The sequence below is a fragment of the Mycobacterium sp. genome, from assembly GCF_002863225.1.
In the GTDB taxonomy this organism is placed as follows: domain Bacteria; phylum Actinomycetota; class Actinomycetes; order Mycobacteriales; family Mycobacteriaceae; genus Mycobacterium.
Genome location: NZ_PKEK01000103.1, coordinates 1 through 16359 on the forward strand (window position 1 = coordinate 1; position 16359 = coordinate 16359).

Consider the following 16359-nt stretch of genomic DNA (forward strand, 5'->3'; position numbering starts at 1 on the left):
TAGGTCTAGGCAGATTCATGGCCGCCAGCGGGCACTTTCGTGCCCGCCAGTGGGCAGAACTTATTGACCGCTAATGGGCACTTTCGTGTCCGCCAGTGGGCATTTTTTCATGTCCGCCGACAGCCAGATGCTATCGCCGCGGCCAACACGATTGCAGTCGCGTTGGAAGGCCAGCGTATTGAGATGCTGGGCGGAGCTGTCGACCCCCGCACTTTTCTTGCCGAATTGCGGCACGTCGCGACGATGCTTCTCCACATCCTTGCCGCTGCTGGGGATTTCGCTGCCCTTGAGTGGGCGACAGCCTTACAGGCCGAGGCCGCCTCGCGCACGGCCGAGCTTCGCAGCCCTCGCTGGGGAATCAGCCCGCCCAAGAGCTCTGCAGTGCGCGCATATGTTCTCGCCGAAGCTCATGCCATCCTCGGTGAGCCCGCGGTTGCTGAGGCGGGAGCACACCTCGCGTCCTGGCTGGCGCCGATCTCGACGGTGGCTAACGGACCGAGCAATTGGCTGAGCAATCGCACCACGCGCACTGCTACGACTGCCGCGTTGATTTCTTCGGCCGTGTCGAGTCGGCATCACGTTGGTCGTCGACTCAACGAGCCAGGCGTGCGACTACTGCCGCCGATGACTGCGATCCCCCAACTTCTCGATCTTGCGCTGTTCGCAGAATTTTTCGACGGCATGCTTGGCAGCTACCTGTGGACCGCGCGGCTCTACGCCTCGCTGTGCCTAGCGCGATCGGTCTCGGCTGCGCCGAACTGGTCGACTGCCGCCGCCCATCTTGGTCTCGATCCCGCGATCGGTCAACGTACCGCCCGCGCCGCAAGTGGCCGCATGGTGGCGACGCCAGGCGTCTTCGCTGACGCGGTCCACCGAACCCATGACGCGCTGCCGCGGGACCGCAACTTCCGTGAGCGCGAATCGCGTGTTGTTACCCTGGCCTCCCACACCGCCGACTGGTTCGACCATTGGCGTACGTCGTCGACGCCGCATCGCCGGCTCACGTCGTTGCCGTACGCGATCACCTGGATGTGGTGCGTGCCGGCTCAGGGTTGGCTCGACGCCAGTCCCGCATGGCAAAGCCCCGTTCCGGCGCGCGCCAAGGTCGGCTACCGTGAATTCTGTGCCCGGCTCACGCCCGACGCTCAGGCGGGTTTACGGTCGCTTGTCCTCGCCAACCCCCTGGACTGACGAGCCTTGCCTCGCGGGGCCGAGGGCTTAGCGGCCTGTCCGGTCGATGGCCTCGCGCTGGTTGGCGCCGTCGATAGCGCCCTCGCCTTGATCCCTGATACGGCTGCGTCCCCGTCCATCATCGCGCGACGCGCCGCTTCAGCACGATCGCTGAGAGTGACGGAATCGAGGTGATGGCGCTGAATCGTGTGGGTGCCGTCGTTGGTAGCGGCGAGCGTCGCTTCGCAGATCAACTGTTTGAGATCTTGGAAGTAGCCTTGGGTGCGAAACCACAGTTCCCCCGCCAGATCTCGGTACAGCATCCCAATCCCGCCGGCTGGCAAGTGGGGAAGGAGTCGCTCCTCGAGGTCGCGGATGAGACGCTGCCAGACGCGCTGCTCATCAGGCTCGTCAATTTCGTACTGGGCCACCACACACGTCGTCGACCGGCCTTTGATCTGTGGATCGTTCAGCAGCTCGCCGCCGACCAGGTTGGCGCCCACCAGCACAAGAGTCGCGGCATTTTCGCCGAGTTCGGTGTTGAGAAATTTGATGTGATCGAGCACTTTACGAGCTCCTCGCCATTCTGTTTTGAGCAGATTGACATCATCGATCACCAGCACGCGAGCTTGATGTCGGGCAAGTGCTTTCATTGCGCTGCGAGTTGTGTCGTGAGCGGTGGTACCGCTGGGCAGGCCGTAGAACCCCAGGATTTGTGAATCGAGTGCCTTCGTTTGAGCGTCAGCTTGAAGATTGATGAACACGACTGGACAGAGGTCGCATTCAACGTCTGACGTCGGGTACCACACCGGACGATGCGTTGACCCGTCCACTGCTGACGCTGTCCACTGCAGGTATCGCTGCCGAGCCCAGTCTTTGATAAACGCGCTCTTGCCAATCGTGTTTGGGCCGGTGATAACGGGGATTTCCTTTGCACCCGGCGGCGTTTGAGCGTTGCGCTCGACAATCGTGTTGAGTCGCTGGGAGACAGCATCGAATTGGGCGGTAGTGAAGTAGTGCTGGTGGAGCCAGCGCTTGAGACGGTCGATGTGGGACCTGCGTTGGGGACTTGTCAGCGCGTCCCACTGTTCGAGCGTCAGCGGCAGTGGCTCCTCCGGCATAGCACCGGTGCACCAGTCATGCCATCGGCGGGAATCCATTTTTGATCACTCCTCTGCCAACAGGTCCGGCCATCGTCCTCGAGCCGTCGATAGCTCGCCCGCCCCAGCCAAAGATTTCTTCGTACTGTGCTTTCGCGGGTACAGACGCATGGCGTCCTGCGCCTCGTTGTGATCTCGTCGCGACTGGTCAACCCGAAGGGTGGCCGCGATCAGTTGACTGTAGTCGGTGTCGGGCTTGTCGACCCGGGCTAGTTCAGTCAGTTCGTCGAGGATCTGGCGGGTGGCCGACAGCCTTGTGAGTACAGGGTTACCGCCGCGGTCTCGGATTCGCTGGCAGGCGGCGGCGACCATTCGCGCGGTCATCGGCGCATCGGTACGTGCGGCCCCGCGCCACGGGATGGGTTGCACTCGTTCGGTTTTTGGGTCACGAAACCAGATGCGGGAGACGTCGTGCGGATCGACATGAAATGGTGCGGCGCAGTCTTCGGTGCGGAAGTAACCGCTCACGACAGATCGGTAGTCGTCCAGGGCGGTCGAGTCGTAGACCAGGTTGGCCCATTCAACCCCTTGGTGGCTGATGGTCAGCCATCGGATCGGTAGGAACTGGTAGAGCAGATCCGGGGTCTGGGGCACATCGATACGGCCGCTGACTTCGACCATCGCGTCCCACATCTCCAGTGGGCACAGCCGCGCGCCGGGCTCGCCTGGAAGCACCAGCCCGGTGTGCCAGGAACGGTGATAGTCCAAAGCGACGAAACGTCGCAGGAAGTCCTGTAGCTCGTGAGCCGTCATCAAGGGCTCTGAGGAGACGAGCCGTCCGCGTTGAGAAGTGTTGCGGCCCTTGTACCCGGGGAACTGTTGTAGCGCGCGTTGAAACGTTTCGTGCCAGCGTTCGACATGCGGGTTGTCCGTCGGATGAGCGCCCCGGCTGAGCAGCAGGTCGATGCCCAGGTCGCGCAGGATCGCGCGGAAGATTCTGGAAATGAAGATGGCGCCTTGGTCGGCGTGGATCGCATCGGGAAGAACCGATGGTATGTGGTGCGCGCCCTGCAAAGTCGACAAGTCCGGTGCCAGCAGTTGATGCCCGACCCGGACGCGGGTCTGCGATACGTCAAGGCCCTCGGGTAGCCCGACCCACCGCCAGTCGGTCATCGAGGTTCCCTGCACGAGCGCCGAAAAGGGTCTGCAGATGTCATAGAGCATGAGGCCGGCATCGATCCCATCAGCACTGCGTGGCGTCACCCGCAGCGCGAGGACGACACGGGTGCTGACGTCCATCGCGGTCAGAATTTCGACGCTGTACGGCTTACCCGTCAGAGGCGAGTACACGAGATTGTCGGCACGGGTCGCATCAATGGCCACGATTTGACCTGGTCGAATCGCCGGAAAATGCTGCACGCCTGATGTTTTCCGGAGACTTCGGCTGCGCTGCGCACGCGTGGTCGCACCGCGCTGCTTCATCAGTGTTGACAGATACTCGTTAGTCATCCGTTGCGGTACTTTCGGATCCTTGACACCGTCGTCGATGAGCTGGACCCTGATCCGGCGATCGAGCTCCTTGATCGACACGGTGGACTTGTCGCCGTCGAGAGTATCGAGTGCCTTCTCGGCGGCTTCCCGATAGCGCGGATCGATGAGTTCCGATGACCTACGCGCCCGCAAACTCCGCCCATCGATCAACCCCCGCAACCCCCGGTCTTTCCAAGCTCTCACCCAGTTTCGGACCGTGCTCGGATTCGTAGTGCTGGAACGGATCTCGCCATCGTGAATGCGCCGCTGGATGGCGCGGTGATATCGCAATTCCTCAGCAAGCAGTCCGGCCATCACCTCGCACCGGCGCGACTCCGACACCCCGAACCCCGGCCCAAACGGATATCGTGGCTCACCATCACGAGCCAGATCTCGATGACCCTCCCGGTAGCCGGTGACAATCTCTTGCACCACCTCTAAACGATCTAAGGCAACACGTTGAGCACTGGCGTCTATTGAGTCCCACAGCGGCCGTAACGATTCGGACAACCCCGCTACGTGACCGTCGCCGATCTCCAGGACCACCGCCTCATCTGACCAACCGCTAGATTCCAGCGTGCCGAACGCGTCACGAAGTACGTAGTCCGTTCCGTCGAACGACACCACCACGCCTGTTCCGGCATTGGTTAACACGGGCGTGCCCACCCGCAACTGAGTACGCCCCTTAGACATCCCACAGCTCCTCATTGACGATGACACGCGATTCATCTGTGATGCTGGACGTCACGTCAACGTCAAGCCGACTCGCCCACACCAGATGCCAGACCGCAGATTTCAATTCTCCAGAGCCGTCATCAAGATCGAACACATCCCTTAAGGACTTACCCGGACTCCGCGCCACACGCCAAATCAAATCTAAGTAACGATCCGTCCACACCGGACGTCGTCTAAAACCGTGCAGCCACAACATATTCACGCGTTCAATGGTCGGCAGCTCGCCGAACACCGCGTAGTCCCAACCCACCGAATTACAGCAGCGCAAAGCGACGTCCGCGTGCATCGTGAAGTCATCATCCTGCTCATCAAGCCGCCTGGCATCCCACACCGTGACGCGCCCGTCAGTACCGACCGTCAACAAATCAGGAGTGTGGAAACCGGAGGTTGGATTGGTCCATGACAGTTGAAATGGTTGCGAAACAATCCAATCAACGTCTGGATCACGGTCGCATTTGCGAAGCAAGTCATGCTCGAGCCCGGATTCCAGCCACACATGGTCGTCGTTAGTCGTCGAAAACGCCGTTGCCGGAATATGTCTGGCGCGCCGCGAACCCCGCGTCGTGCGAAAGGGATCCACGAGGCGTAGCGGCGGACTGCCCTGGATTTGCCAATCCCAGCTCTCCACCGCGAACGAACCGGACAGCCGAAATGCCCAGCGGACCGACTCCACGGTCGGAGTCAATAAAGCAGCTCGAGGGTCTCGTCGTGGTCGGATCGGACCCGCGACTCGACCTGCTTTAGGCGAATCGAGCCCAGCAGCTACCCAGTCCCGAGGAGATGCGTACGGGCGCCGAACTTTGTCGGTTCGTCCACCACTCCCCGGGACAACCGCGCGGGATGCCCTAGTAGCCACGTCCGCGCCGACAGCCGGCGGAGGACACGTCGCGACGGTACCAAGAACAGGCACTCCGCACCTTAGGTATCGGCAAATGACCTGACATAACTGCAATCCAGCTCATCTGGCAGCGGGGCGACCACCGCCCGTTTAGGCTTAAAAACCGCTATATCGCCGACAGCAAATTCACCGGCGGCGCACAAAACTGCAGCTAAACACCTTTTGCCCATGGTGGGCTCGGGCTAGTTAAACAAGAAGGCGCTGTTTGCTAATCTTCGTTGCATCTCGACACCTACAGTCAGCGTGCCATATTTGTGAACCGCGAAAGATGCAGCTGGTGAGCAACTGTCACAGTCTTTGTCGGGCCGTTACGGTGCTTGGCCACAATAAGATCCGCTTCACCACCGCGAGGGTCGTCGCGCTCGAAGGCGTCCGGCCGGTTCAGCAGGATGACCATGTCGGCGTCCTGCTCCAGTGATCCGGACTCACGAAGGTCGGACAGCATCGGCTTCTTGTCGGTGCGCTGCTCGGGACCACGGTTCAGCTGGCTGATGGCGATCACCGGGACTTCGAGCTCCTTGGCCAAAAGCTTGAGATGCCTGGAGAATTCGGACACCTCGAGCTGCCGCGACTCGACCTTCTTGCCCGATGACATCAGCTGCAGGTAGTCGACGACGACCAACTTCAGATCAGCCTTCTGCTTCAGCCGCCGCGCCTTGGCGCGGATCTCCATCATCGTCAGGTTCGGCGAGTCGTCGATATACAGTGGCGCCTCGCTGATTTCGCTCATCCGGCGCGCCAGCCGCGTCCAGTCGTCGTCACTCATCTTGCCCGACCGCATGTCGCCTAGCTTGATCTTGGCCTCGGCGGACAACAGCCGCATCACGATCTCGGACTTACTCATTTCCAGCGAGAAGATGACGCTGGCCAGACGATGCTTGATTGAGCACGACCGCATGAAGTCCAGACCCAGAGTCGAGTTGTGCGTGGGCACCATCGACTCGCTGGCCAGGTACATGTGGTCGGCGTTGTCCACCTCGACACACCGCACCGGAACACTGTCGATCGGCCGCACGTCGACGATGAACCGCGACCCCGAACGCGCGGTGTTAACGACACCTCGGCGGTCCTTGTGCAGCAACGCCTTTCGCTGGAGCGCGAACACCTCGTCAGCGGTCGCGAACGTCAACGTGTAAGCGACGCTCGAGGCCTCGCTGCGTCCGCGCACCCGCTTGGTCGAGATCTGGCAGCGGTAACCCAGGCTCACGATCAGCTCGGCCACGTCAGTCGCCAAGCGGCGGTTGGTGACCGCGAACTGCACGCTGCCACCGGCTGTCACGGTTCCATCGGTGTCCAGCAGGCCAGCAAGCAATGCGCGTCGCTGCGCAACGGAGCCGCGCAAATACTCGACGGGAATGTGCTTGTCGCCCAGCACGCCCACGGTCCGCAGCCGCGCCTGCAAGGTTCCCACGGCGTTGTGGCACTGCTGGCACAACCGCATTCCCGCCGACGTGCCTCCGCAGCGGACACAGGTCGGCACCAGGACAGGCGCGCTCACAAACCGCGCACGTCCACCGCACGACCGGCCGCAGGTTCGCACCTGACTGGTTTGTGGGACGAACTCGGCACCGCAGACAACACATTCGCGCGGTGCGATGTCATCGCCGGGTTCAAGCCGGAGCTGATAACGGTAGAGAGCGGATGCGGATGGGACCGCGACGTAGCCGTCGGCCTCGATCCGCATGATGATCTCGGGGTCGGCGGCGGTGATCTGCGCGCTGGCACTGGTCCCGTCTCCTAGCCAAGCGCCGAATGTGTATGGCGCCACAAGGAATTCACGGTCGGGCAGCTCGATCGCGGCGGCGTTGGTCACGCTGTGATTGAGCCGCTGGTCGGCGGTGCCGCAACGAACAGAGGCGGCAATGTCAGCCGTCGTCCGAACCGCCGCGAAGGTGCGCTGGTTTTTGTAGCGGTTGTAGCCCGTCGCGGCAGCCTGAGCTGACTTTCGCGATGCGCGGGTATCAGTCAGCCACTGGTGCTCAGCATCGGCGACGATCACCGTGCCGTCGGAGAACTCGACCTCGTAGCACGGCCGGCCGAGCATGATCTCGGTCGCCGCCACCACCCGCGTCGGCAATCCATCAGCGCCCAGCAGCTCGTCACCGACGGCGACCTCACCCATCGTCGTCCAGCCGTCCGGCGTCGGTAGGGGCGTGTCGAGAGCCAGCGCCTTCCCGACACCAGGCCTGGCCGCGACGATGATCATCTGCCCGGGGTGCAGCCCGTTGGTCAACTCGTCGAGCTCAGTGAACCCGGTTGGCACCCCGCGCGACAGACCGCCGTTGGAGGCGATCGCGTCGATCTCGTCCATCGTCGGCTGCAGCAGGTCTTCCAGCGGAACGAAGTCCTCTGACATCCGCCGCTCGGCGACCTCGTACATCTCGGCCTGCGCGCGGTCGACCACCTCGGCGACGTCGGCACCCTCGGCGCCGGCGTAGCCGTACTGGACCACCCGCGTCCCGGCCTCCACCAGGCGGCGCAGCAGCGCCTTCTCGGCGACGATGCCGGCGTAGTAGCCGGCGTTGGCAGCGGTCGGCACGGTCGAGATCAGGGTGTGCAGATAGGGCGCGCCGCCGATGCGGCGCAGCAGCCCGCGCCGGTCCAGCTCCGCGGCCACCGTCACCGCGTCGGCCGGCTCACCGCGCCCGTAGAGGTCCAGGATGGCGTCGTAGACGTTCTGATGCGCCGGGCGGTAGAAGTCGCTGGGCCGCAGCCGCTCCAGCACGTCGGCGATCGCGTCCTTGCTCAGCAGCATGCCGCCCAGCACCGACTGCTCGGCCGCGAGATCCTGCGGCGGCTGACGGCCGTAGTCCTCGCTCGGCGCCTCCGCGCTGGCACGCCCCAAATCATCAACGACAGCCACAGAACTCCCGCCCTCTCCACGACGTTCGAACGCATATTCGACGCCGACGGCACGACGTTAAGTCACACCACCGACATCGCTCGACTCAGCCCGACCGCCCAGCACCCCCGACAAATCGGGGGACCCCACCCCGGGGCGGATCCACGGCCTTCGCCCTCGTGATCGACTCGGCTCGCAGGCGGCGGGACATCCACCGCGGGCCGAATGCCGATCTTCGAACGCCAGCATCACCTCACGACGGGTCGACGTTAAAGGTTGCTGGCGGCGACGCAAAACGTGGTTGTTCATAGACCTGTGCATGGGGTGTGCATAGCCGTCTGCGCCTGTGTTGAGGGGGTGTGGAGAACTTGTGGAGCAATATGCGCCGTTGCCACATCACTGCAGATAAGCGCACCACACACCTGCGTATTTTGTGTGTATAGGAATCTCTACGGCGTGTCGTGCGCGGTTGCCGCTTCGGGCGTGTTGTGTTTCCCCGAATGATTATCAGAGTTAACGGACGGTAACGTTCGCTATCGGTTGCTGGCCCCGGCGAGTTCGCTATGTGCGCGCAAAAACCCCCGGGGCGGCCCGTTCAGGCCGCCACCGGGGGTTGGAGGTGCGGGGTTCAGCCCTCAGCGACGACGTCGAGCGCCACTTTGACGTCCACATCGGGGTGCACGTGCAAAGTGATCGGGTGGCTGCCGATGGCCTTGATGTGGCCCTTCGGCAACCGCACGACGCGCTTGTCGAGGTTCGGGCCGCCGGCCTTGCGGATCGCCGTCACGACGGCGCCCGTGGTGACCGAGCCGAACAGCTTGCCGGAGTCGCTGGCCGTCTTCACCGGCAGCGAGACCGAGCCGAGGCCTTCGATGGCGGCCTTGATCTCGTTGGCGTGCTCGAGGTCGCGGACCTGCTTGGTGTCGCGGGCGCGACGGATGTCGTCGGCCTGCTTCTGCGCCCCACGCGACGCGACGATCGCCAGACCACGCGGGAGCAGGAAGTTGCGGCCGTAGCCGTCCTTGACCTCAACGGTTTCACCGACGGAACCGAGGTGGTCGACGTCAGCAGTCAAAATGAGCTTCATTGTTTCGCCAATTCCGTTCTGCGTTGCGCGCGCTTACCGCGTCGACGAGGTGAAGGGCAGCAAGGCCACCTCGCGGGCGTTCTTGACCGCGATTGCGACGTCGCGCTGGTGCTGGACGCAGTTGCCGGTCACCCGGCGGGCGCGGATCTTGCCGCGCTCGCTGATGTAGGTGCGCAGCAGCTGAGTGTCCTTGTAGTCGATGTCCTGGCCCTTTTTGGAGCAGAACACGCACTTCCGTGCCTTGACCGGCTTTTCCGGCGCCGGACGCCGCTTGGTGGACTTCGCCATGTCTTTCTCTCTCGTTCTGTCGTTCGAAGTTTGTTAGAAGGGGGGCTCGTCGTCGCCGCCGCCGAACGAACCCGACGCCGGGGCGCTGCCCCACGGGTCGTCGCCGCCGGAGCCTCCGCTGCTGCTGCTGCTGCCGCCACCCTGGGGTGCCGACTGACGGGATCCCCCGCCGCCGCCGAAGCCGCCGCCGCCACCGCCGCTGCGGCTGGCTTTGTTGACCTTGGCGGTGGCGTACCGCAGTGAGGGACCGATCTCGTCGACCTCGAGCTCGACGACGGTGCGCTTCTCGCCCTCACGGGTTTCGAATGAACGCTGCTTGAGCCGTCCGCTCACGATCACGCGCGACCCGCGGGTCAGGCTCTCGGCCACGTTCTCGGCCGCCTCCCGCCAGATGTTGCAGCGGAGGAACAGCGCTTCGCCGTCTTTCCACTCGTTGGTCTGGCGGTCGAACTGGCGCGGGGTCGACGCGACGGTGAAGTTCGCGACGGCCGCGCCCGACGGCGTGAAACGCAGTTCGGGGTCGGCAGTCAGGTTTCCGATAACCGTGATGACCGTGTCACCAGCCACAGTGCTCTCCTCAGTCCGTTAGGGCACGCCAACAATCGGCGAATAGTCATGAGTCACGCTGAGCCTACGCAACCGCTCGGACGCGCTGCGACCATTCGTCAACAGGGCTGCCTGGCGACGATGCGGGACGGGGACGCCCACGAGAAGCCAGGCAATTGACGTCAGTGCTTGTCGGTACGCATCACCTTGGTGCGCAGCACCGACTCGTTCAGGCTGAGCTGACGGTCGAGCTCAGACACCGTCGCGGGCTCGGCTTTGAGATCAATCACCGCATAAATGCCTTCGGCGTGCTTGAGGATCTCGTAGGCCAGCCGGCGCTTGCCCCAGATGTCGACCTTCTCCACTGTTCCACCGTCCTTGCGGACGACGTTCAGAAAGGTCTCCAGGGACGGAGCTACGGTGCGCTCGTCGAGAGTGGGGTCGAGGATGACCATCAATTCGTATGGACGCATGGGAACCTCATCACCTCCTATGGTCGTGTGCGGCCGTGGGAATCCCCGCGGCAGGAGGGTCGCCTGCGTCGGCAACCGTCACAGGCTACCGGACGGCGGCCGGACCTGCGAAATCCGCGGCCGCCGCCCGCCGCAGCCCACGTGGGCGCAACCAGGCCGGCAGCCCTTCAGGCGGCGCGTCGGCGGCCCGGTCGAAGACGCCGCCCGCCGGATCGTCTATCCGGCCGTCCCAGCGGACCAGGTCGTCCTCGGGTCGGTAGATCTGGCGGACCACCAGCGCGCAGATGACCAGCACCGCGACGTCGCGCAGCAACACCGTGGTGGTGAACCACTGCTCGGGCAGCCCGCGGTCGGGCACGCTGTAGAGGTAGTACATCCGCGGCACCCACACCAGCGCGTCGATGGTCATCCACGCCAACAGGATCCGCCGGTGCGGCAGCGCCAGCACCGCGAGCGGCACCAGCCACAGCGAGAACTGCGGGCTCCACACCTTGTTGGTCAACAAGAACGCCGCAACCACCAGCAGCGCCAGCTGCGCCAACCGTGGCCGGCGCGGCGCGGTCAGCGCGATGTAAGCGATTGCCGCGCAACTCAACACGAACAACGCCAACACGACGGCGTTGAGGATCTTCGGCGGCTCCCACAGGCCCAGACCCTGGTCGAAACCGGGCCAACCGGTGAGTGACCTCACCACGTTGTAGAGCGAATCCATGTCGTCGCCGCGACGCGCGTTGAGCCGGAAGAACTCCGACCAGCCCCGCGGAAACAGCAGCAGCACCGGAAGATTCACCAGTAGCCAGGTCGCGACCGCGGTCGCGGCGGTACGGGCCACCTCGCGAAGCCTCCCGGTCCGGACACCCAGCACCAGCAACGGGCCGAGGAACAGCAGCGGGTACAGCTTGGCCGCACCACCCAGGCCGATCAAGACGCCGGCCAGCACCGGCCGTCGTCGCGCCCAGGCCAGCAGCCCACCGAGCGCGAAAGCCGTTGCCAGCGCGTCGAAATTGGTGAAGATGTGAAAAATTACCAGCGGCGAGGCGCCCACCAGCGCGGCGTCCCACACCCGTCGTCCGGCCAGCCCGGCGGTGGCCCACAGCGTCGCCAGCCAGGCCAGCGCCAATCCGAGCGCGGCCACGTCGAAGAACACCACCACTTCGGCGACCACCGGTATCGGGATCATCTTGCTGACGGCGGTGTAGGTCTTGGCCAACGACATCGACACGTACTGGTACATCCCGGTGAGAACCGGATATTCCATGAAGCGCAGCGCGGGCTTACCGTCGTAGCGGGTTTGCGGTTTGCCGCTGCTGTCCCGCTCGATCCAGCTCGATTTGTAGGGAAAACGGCCCTGGCTCAACAACTCCGCGCCGTAGAGCGGCACGGTGTCGGAGTAGCAGAGCTCGTAGTACGCCCGCTGGTTCTGCCAGTTCGCCACCCGCTGGTCACCGGGGCCGGTTCCGACCGTCTGCAGGCACGGCGCCTTGGTCGACCACCCCAGCGCCAGAAACACCAGGCCGACCAGGAACATCACCCGCAGTGGCGTGAAGATCCGCGCGCGTCCGATGATCGCGTGCCGGCCCACCGGGCCGCCCACCACATTGGACAGGGCCGCGCCCAGAAAGTCGTTGCGGCTGGGGCAATCCCGGTCATCGGCGGAGCGCAGATCACGTGCCAACTGCCGCGGTGAGATGTCGGCGGGATCCGTCTCGGCGACGGTCACGGCGGGGGCTGCACACCCGGTGCCGGCGCTCCCGGCGGACCCGGTGCCGGCGCTCCCGGCGGAGGAGCGGCCGGCACAACGGGCACCGTGGTCGGCGGACCGATCGGAATCGTGATGCCCGGCGCGATTTCCATCGTCGGCTGGATGACCGTCATCTGCGGCGGCTGCGGTGGTGGCGGCGGCCCGGCCGGCACCCCGGCCGATCCACCGATCTCGGTCGGCTTGGGGAAGGTCTCGTTGGTGGTGCCCTTGAGTGCGCCGTCCATCGTCGACTTCCAGATGTCGGATGGCAGGCCGGATCCGTACACCGCGGCGCCGCCCTTGGTCACCAGCGGCGCGTCGCCGCGCACGGTGCCCACCCAGACCGCCGTCGACAGCGACGGGGTGTAGCCGACCATCCAGGCGTCCTTGTCGGCGTCGGTGTCGCCGAACTGGGTGGTGCCGGTCTTGGACGCCGACGGCCGACCACCGGCCAGCGCGTGGCCGCGTGAATACGAGGCGATCGGTTGCATCGCCGCCGTGACGTTGTCGGCGACGTCCTTGGGGATCCGCTGGTCGCCGGAGTTGTCCGAACCGGCCGCGTCGAACAACACCTTGCCCTCGGCGTTGACCACCTTCTGCACGAAATGCGGGCGGTGGTAGATCCCGGAGTCGGCCAGCGTGGCGTAGGCCGAAGCCATGTCGATCGGGCGAGTTTGATACTGGCCCAGCACGATTCCGTTGTTGGGCGGGCCGCCCTTGCCGTCCTCGGACAGGGTGTGCGAGACGCCCGGGAAGCTTCCCGCGACGCCGGCTTGGTGTGCGGCCTCGGCCACGTCTTCCGGGCCGTTCTTCAGCTTCAGCATGAGCCGGTAGTAGGAGGTGTTGAGGGACCGCTTGAGCGCCTCGGCGATGTTGCAGACCCCGCAGCCTTCACCCTCGACGTTGGTGATCTTGATGCCGTTGACGGTCAGCGGTGAGCTGTCCACCTGGTAGCCCAGGCCGATGCCCTGCTCGAGTGCGGCGATCAACGCGAAGACCTTGAACGACGATCCGGTCTGCAGCCCGGCCTGGGCGAAGTCGAAGCCGTTGGCGTCCGAGCCGCCGTAGTAGGCCTTCACCGAGCCGTTGTGCGGGTCGATCGACACGACCGCGGTCCGCATGTCGGGGTTCTGGCCCTCCAGATATTTCGAGACCGCATTTTCGGCGGCCTTCTGCGCCGTCGGGTCGATGGTCGTGGTGACCTGCAGACCCTGGGTGTTCAGGGTCTGCTCGTCGATGTTGAAGAGCTCCATCAGCTCTTTGGTCACCTGACGCTCGATCAGCCCGTTCGGGCCGGTGGTCTGGTTCTGCTGGCGGGCCTGCTCGGGCGGCACGGTCGGCGGGAACAGCTGCGCCGCGCGGTCTTTCGGTGACAGCGCCTTGTCGTCGACCATCCCGTCGAGCACCCAGTTCCAGCGCTCCTTGGCGCCCTCCAGGTCCACCGCGGGGTCCAGTGTCGACGGTCGCTGGATCAGTGCGGCCAGCAGTGCGCCGTCGGCGATGGTGAGTTGTTCGACGGGCTTGTCGAAGTAGGCCCGCGAGGCCGCCGAGATGCCGTACGCCCCGCGGCCGAAGTAGATGATGTTCAGGTATGCCTGCAGCACATCGTCTTTGGACCACTCGCCGCTCATCTTGGTGGCGATGACGAGTTCCTTGGCTTTGCGGACCAGGCCGCCGACGCCGGCGCGCTGCGCCCCGACCAAGGCGTTCTTGACGTACTGCTGGGTGATGGTGGAGCCACCCTGGGTGTCGCCGCCGAAGATGTTGTTCTTGAACGCCCGCGCGAACCCGGTGAACGAGAAGCCCGGGTTGGAGTAGAAGTTGCGGTCTTCCGCGGCGATCACCGCCTGGCGGACATGGACCGGCACCTGGTCGATGTTGACGTCGACCCGATTGCCTTCGGGTGGAACGATTTTCGCTAGCTCGGAGCCGTCGCTGGCCAGGATGGTCGACACCTGGTTGGTGCGGATGTCACCGGGCTTGGGGATGTCGACGATGGTGTAGGCCATCGCGAAGGTGACGATCGGCAGCAGCACGATCACCACGATGCTCGCGTACAACCCTCGGCGGACCCACCTCCAGTTGACGTGGTTCAGCCATTCCCAGTCCAGGCGCTGAGCCCAGCCCGGAACCGGTGGCTTGCGGCGCGGCGGGCCCTTGCGCACCGGATCGCCCGGCGGCGGCGGGCCGTCGGGCGGCCGCTGCTGACGCCGTGGGGATTTCGCGTCCAATGCGGCCGAGGCCATCTCCAGCGGATCGCGCCGCTCCGACGTCCGCGATGTCGGCCGGCCATCCAGCGCCGCCTTCACGGCGTCGATCGGATCCTTGAAACGATTCGGGGAGTCGTCCTTGACCGGCGGCAGAATCGTGGTCAGCCGGTCGTCTGGCGGTGGGGTGGGACGCGACCGCGGCTGCTTCGACCCGCCAGCAGCCCTGGTCCCCCTCGGGTCACCAGCGGCTGATTGGTCTTGCGGCCCTTCGTTATTCACTGGCCGTGCGGGCGCCGTCGCGCGCCGTCCGGGTGCTGCGCTTGCGCGGCGGGCGCGCCGCGGGTGTCGCGCCGAGCACATACGACTTGACCAGATGATTCCAACTGCAGGTTCGACATACCTCCACCACATGTACCGCGAATTCTTCGAACCGCGACGCTAGCAAGACCAACTCTTCGGCGGTCCGCGCAGACCCCGACACCGCGCCGAGGTGCTCACCGAACACCCACGAGACGAGCGTCAGCTGCTCCTTGCGGCAGATCGGGCACATCACCGAGCTGACCTTGCCGTGGTACTTGGCGGCACGCAGCAGGTACGGGTTGGCGTCGCAGACCTCGGTGACGCCGGTGCGGCCGGAGTAGACCTCCGCGAGCAGCGACCGGCGCTTGAGCGCGTAGTCCACCACCTGCCGCTGCAATCGCACGATGACCAGAGTACGTCCGCATGGACGGTGCGGAGAGGTAGGTCGGTCACGTTTTGGGGCTACACAGGGCTGACCTCACTGAAGGCGCGTATCGAAACGACGCAGCCCTGCAACATCGCGACTCTAGGATCATCGCGTGGCTAAGTGGCTTGGAACGCCCGCGGCTCGCGGCGGCACGACGGCAACCCGCGCCCGGGACGTGGACCGACAGGACACCTGTCGGGTGCTGGACAACGGCCTCAGCAGTGGCGAGCTCACGATGGAGGAGCACCGCGAGCGGGTGAGCGCCGCCACCAAAGCGGTAACACTGGGCGACCTCCGCGGCCTCATCGACGATCTCCAACACGACAGCGCCCTGGTACCCGCGCTGCAACGCGACAAGCCCTCCGGGCTGACGGCCCTGTTCCGATCGCGCACCCAGCGCGGCCGGGTGGCGTTGGTAGTGCCGTTACTCGCAGCGCTGCTGCTCGGCATCGGGATCGGCTGGGGAATCTACGGCGACACCAATTCACCGTTCGAGCTGGCCGGCGACCCCGGCGCCAAGCCCGACGGCGTGGCACCGGTGGTGCTGAGGCCGCCCACACAGCTTCAGTCAGTGGGCGGGCTGACCGGCCTGATCGACCAGGCGCGCAAGAGGTTCGGGAATGTGGTCGGCTACCGGTTGATCGTCTACCCGACGTACGCCTCCTTCGAGCGGCCCGATCCGTCGGACGACCGGCGGATGCTCGACTCGGACTACCGCGGCGGATGGGACGATCCGACGAACCGGGCCAGGAACGGTGCCGACGGGCCAGACGCCGTCGACCTCAGCAAATTCGACATCCCGACCGTGGTGGGCATCATGCGTGGCGCTCCTGACTCCCTGCACATCAAGCGGGCCGAGGTGAAGAACACCTACCTGATCATCGAGCCCGCCCGAAACCCCGTCACGCCCGGAGCCTTGACGCTGTCGGTTCACGTTTCCAGTGAATACGGCAGCGGCTCGATGACGTTCGCGGGTGACGGCACCATCAAACGGGTGGATCTGCCCTCGTAG

The 16359-nt window shown here is 64.8% G+C and carries 13 protein-coding genes; 2 read left to right on the forward strand and 11 right to left on the reverse strand.

Going from position 1 to position 16359, the window contains the following annotated elements; genetic code table 11:
- Positions 1-183: 183 nt before the first annotated feature.
- On the forward strand, positions 184-1191 hold the full coding sequence (locus tag CYU59_RS27515) for a hypothetical protein (RefSeq protein WP_293004445.1): 1008 nt from the start codon (positions 184-186) through the stop codon (positions 1189-1191).
- On the opposite strand, the gene CYU59_RS27520 is transcribed toward CYU59_RS27515, so the two are convergent.
- The 11 genes from CYU59_RS27520 to CYU59_RS27570 all read right to left on the reverse strand — a co-directional run bounded on the left by CYU59_RS27520 (position 1146) and on the right by CYU59_RS27570 (position 15323).
- Positions 1146-2330 carry a TniB family NTP-binding protein gene (locus tag CYU59_RS27520; protein WP_293004446.1) on the reverse strand — a complete coding sequence of 395 codons (1185 nt, stop codon included), beginning with the start codon at positions 2328-2330 and terminating at the stop codon, positions 1146-1148. The two genes, CYU59_RS27515 and CYU59_RS27520, sit on opposite strands and share 46 nt — an antisense overlap.
- 6 nt (positions 2331-2336) lie before the next feature.
- Positions 2337-4493, reverse strand: a complete 2157-nt coding sequence (locus CYU59_RS27525; RefSeq protein WP_293004447.1) for an integrase — start codon at positions 4491-4493, stop codon at positions 2337-2339.
- Positions 4486-5208 carry a TnsA-like heteromeric transposase endonuclease subunit gene (locus CYU59_RS27530; protein ID WP_293004448.1) on the reverse strand — a complete coding sequence of 241 codons (723 nt, stop codon included), beginning with the start codon at positions 5206-5208 and terminating at the stop codon, positions 4486-4488. The genes CYU59_RS27525 and CYU59_RS27530 overlap by 8 nt, the downstream gene beginning before the upstream one ends.
- A 463-nt stretch (positions 5209-5671) precedes the next feature.
- Positions 5672-8296 (reverse strand): replicative DNA helicase, encoded by a 2625-nt coding sequence (gene dnaB, locus CYU59_RS27535; protein WP_293004449.1) that lies wholly within the window; start codon positions 8294-8296, stop codon positions 5672-5674.
- Between the two features lie 607 nt (positions 8297-8903).
- Positions 8904-9362 (reverse strand): 50S ribosomal protein L9, encoded by a 459-nt coding sequence (gene rplI, locus CYU59_RS27540; protein ID WP_293004450.1) that lies wholly within the window; start codon positions 9360-9362, stop codon positions 8904-8906.
- A gap of 33 nt (positions 9363-9395) precedes the next feature.
- The gene (gene rpsR / locus CYU59_RS27545) at positions 9396-9650 is read right to left on the reverse strand and encodes a 30S ribosomal protein S18 (RefSeq protein WP_285186176.1); all 255 of its coding nucleotides are present in this window, start codon (positions 9648-9650) and stop codon (positions 9396-9398) included.
- A gap of 33 nt (positions 9651-9683) precedes the next feature.
- Positions 9684-10217, reverse strand: a complete 534-nt coding sequence (locus CYU59_RS27550) for a single-stranded DNA-binding protein (protein ID WP_293004451.1) — start codon at positions 10215-10217, stop codon at positions 9684-9686.
- Between the two features lie 161 nt (positions 10218-10378).
- A complete protein-coding gene (gene rpsF / locus CYU59_RS27555; RefSeq protein ID WP_293004452.1) occupies positions 10379-10669 on the reverse strand; it encodes a 30S ribosomal protein S6 in 291 nt (96 codons plus the stop codon).
- Positions 10670-10754: 85 nt separating this feature from the next.
- The gene (locus CYU59_RS27560) at positions 10755-12389 is read right to left on the reverse strand and encodes a glycosyltransferase family 87 protein (RefSeq protein WP_293004453.1); all 1635 of its coding nucleotides are present in this window, start codon (positions 12387-12389) and stop codon (positions 10755-10757) included.
- Positions 12386-14899: a transglycosylase domain-containing protein gene (locus CYU59_RS27565; RefSeq protein WP_293004454.1), complete on the reverse strand. Its 2514-nt coding sequence runs from the start codon at positions 14897-14899 to the stop codon at positions 12386-12388. The genes CYU59_RS27560 and CYU59_RS27565 overlap by 4 nt, the downstream gene beginning before the upstream one ends.
- Positions 14892-15323 (reverse strand): DUF5318 family protein, encoded by a 432-nt coding sequence (locus CYU59_RS27570; protein ID WP_293004455.1) that lies wholly within the window; start codon positions 15321-15323, stop codon positions 14892-14894. Before CYU59_RS27570 ends, CYU59_RS27565 begins: the two co-directional genes overlap by 8 nt.
- Positions 15324-15459: 136 nt before the next feature.
- Here CYU59_RS27570 and CYU59_RS27575 point away from each other — a divergent pair, with 136 nt between their 5' ends.
- Positions 15460-16359 (forward strand): DUF1707 domain-containing protein, encoded by a 900-nt coding sequence (locus CYU59_RS27575; RefSeq protein WP_293004456.1) that lies wholly within the window; start codon positions 15460-15462, stop codon positions 16357-16359.

Coding starts and splice junctions, on each gene's coding strand:
- CYU59_RS27515 (WP_293004445.1), top strand. CDS start 184: ATGCTGGGCGGAGCTGTCGACCCCCGCACTTTTCTTGCCGAATTGCGG.
- CYU59_RS27520 (WP_293004446.1), bottom strand. CDS start 2,330: ATGGATTCCCGCCGATGGCATGACTGGTGCACCGGTGCTATGCCGGAG.
- CYU59_RS27525 (WP_293004447.1), bottom strand. CDS start 4,493: ATGTCTAAGGGGCGTACTCAGTTGCGGGTGGGCACGCCCGTGTTAACC.
- rplI (WP_293004450.1), bottom strand. CDS start 9,362: ATGAAGCTCATTTTGACTGCTGACGTCGACCACCTCGGTTCCGTCGGT.
- rpsR (WP_285186176.1), bottom strand. CDS start 9,650: ATGGCGAAGTCCACCAAGCGGCGTCCGGCGCCGGAAAAGCCGGTCAAG.
- rpsF (WP_293004452.1), bottom strand. CDS start 10,669: ATGCGTCCATACGAATTGATGGTCATCCTCGACCCCACTCTCGACGAG.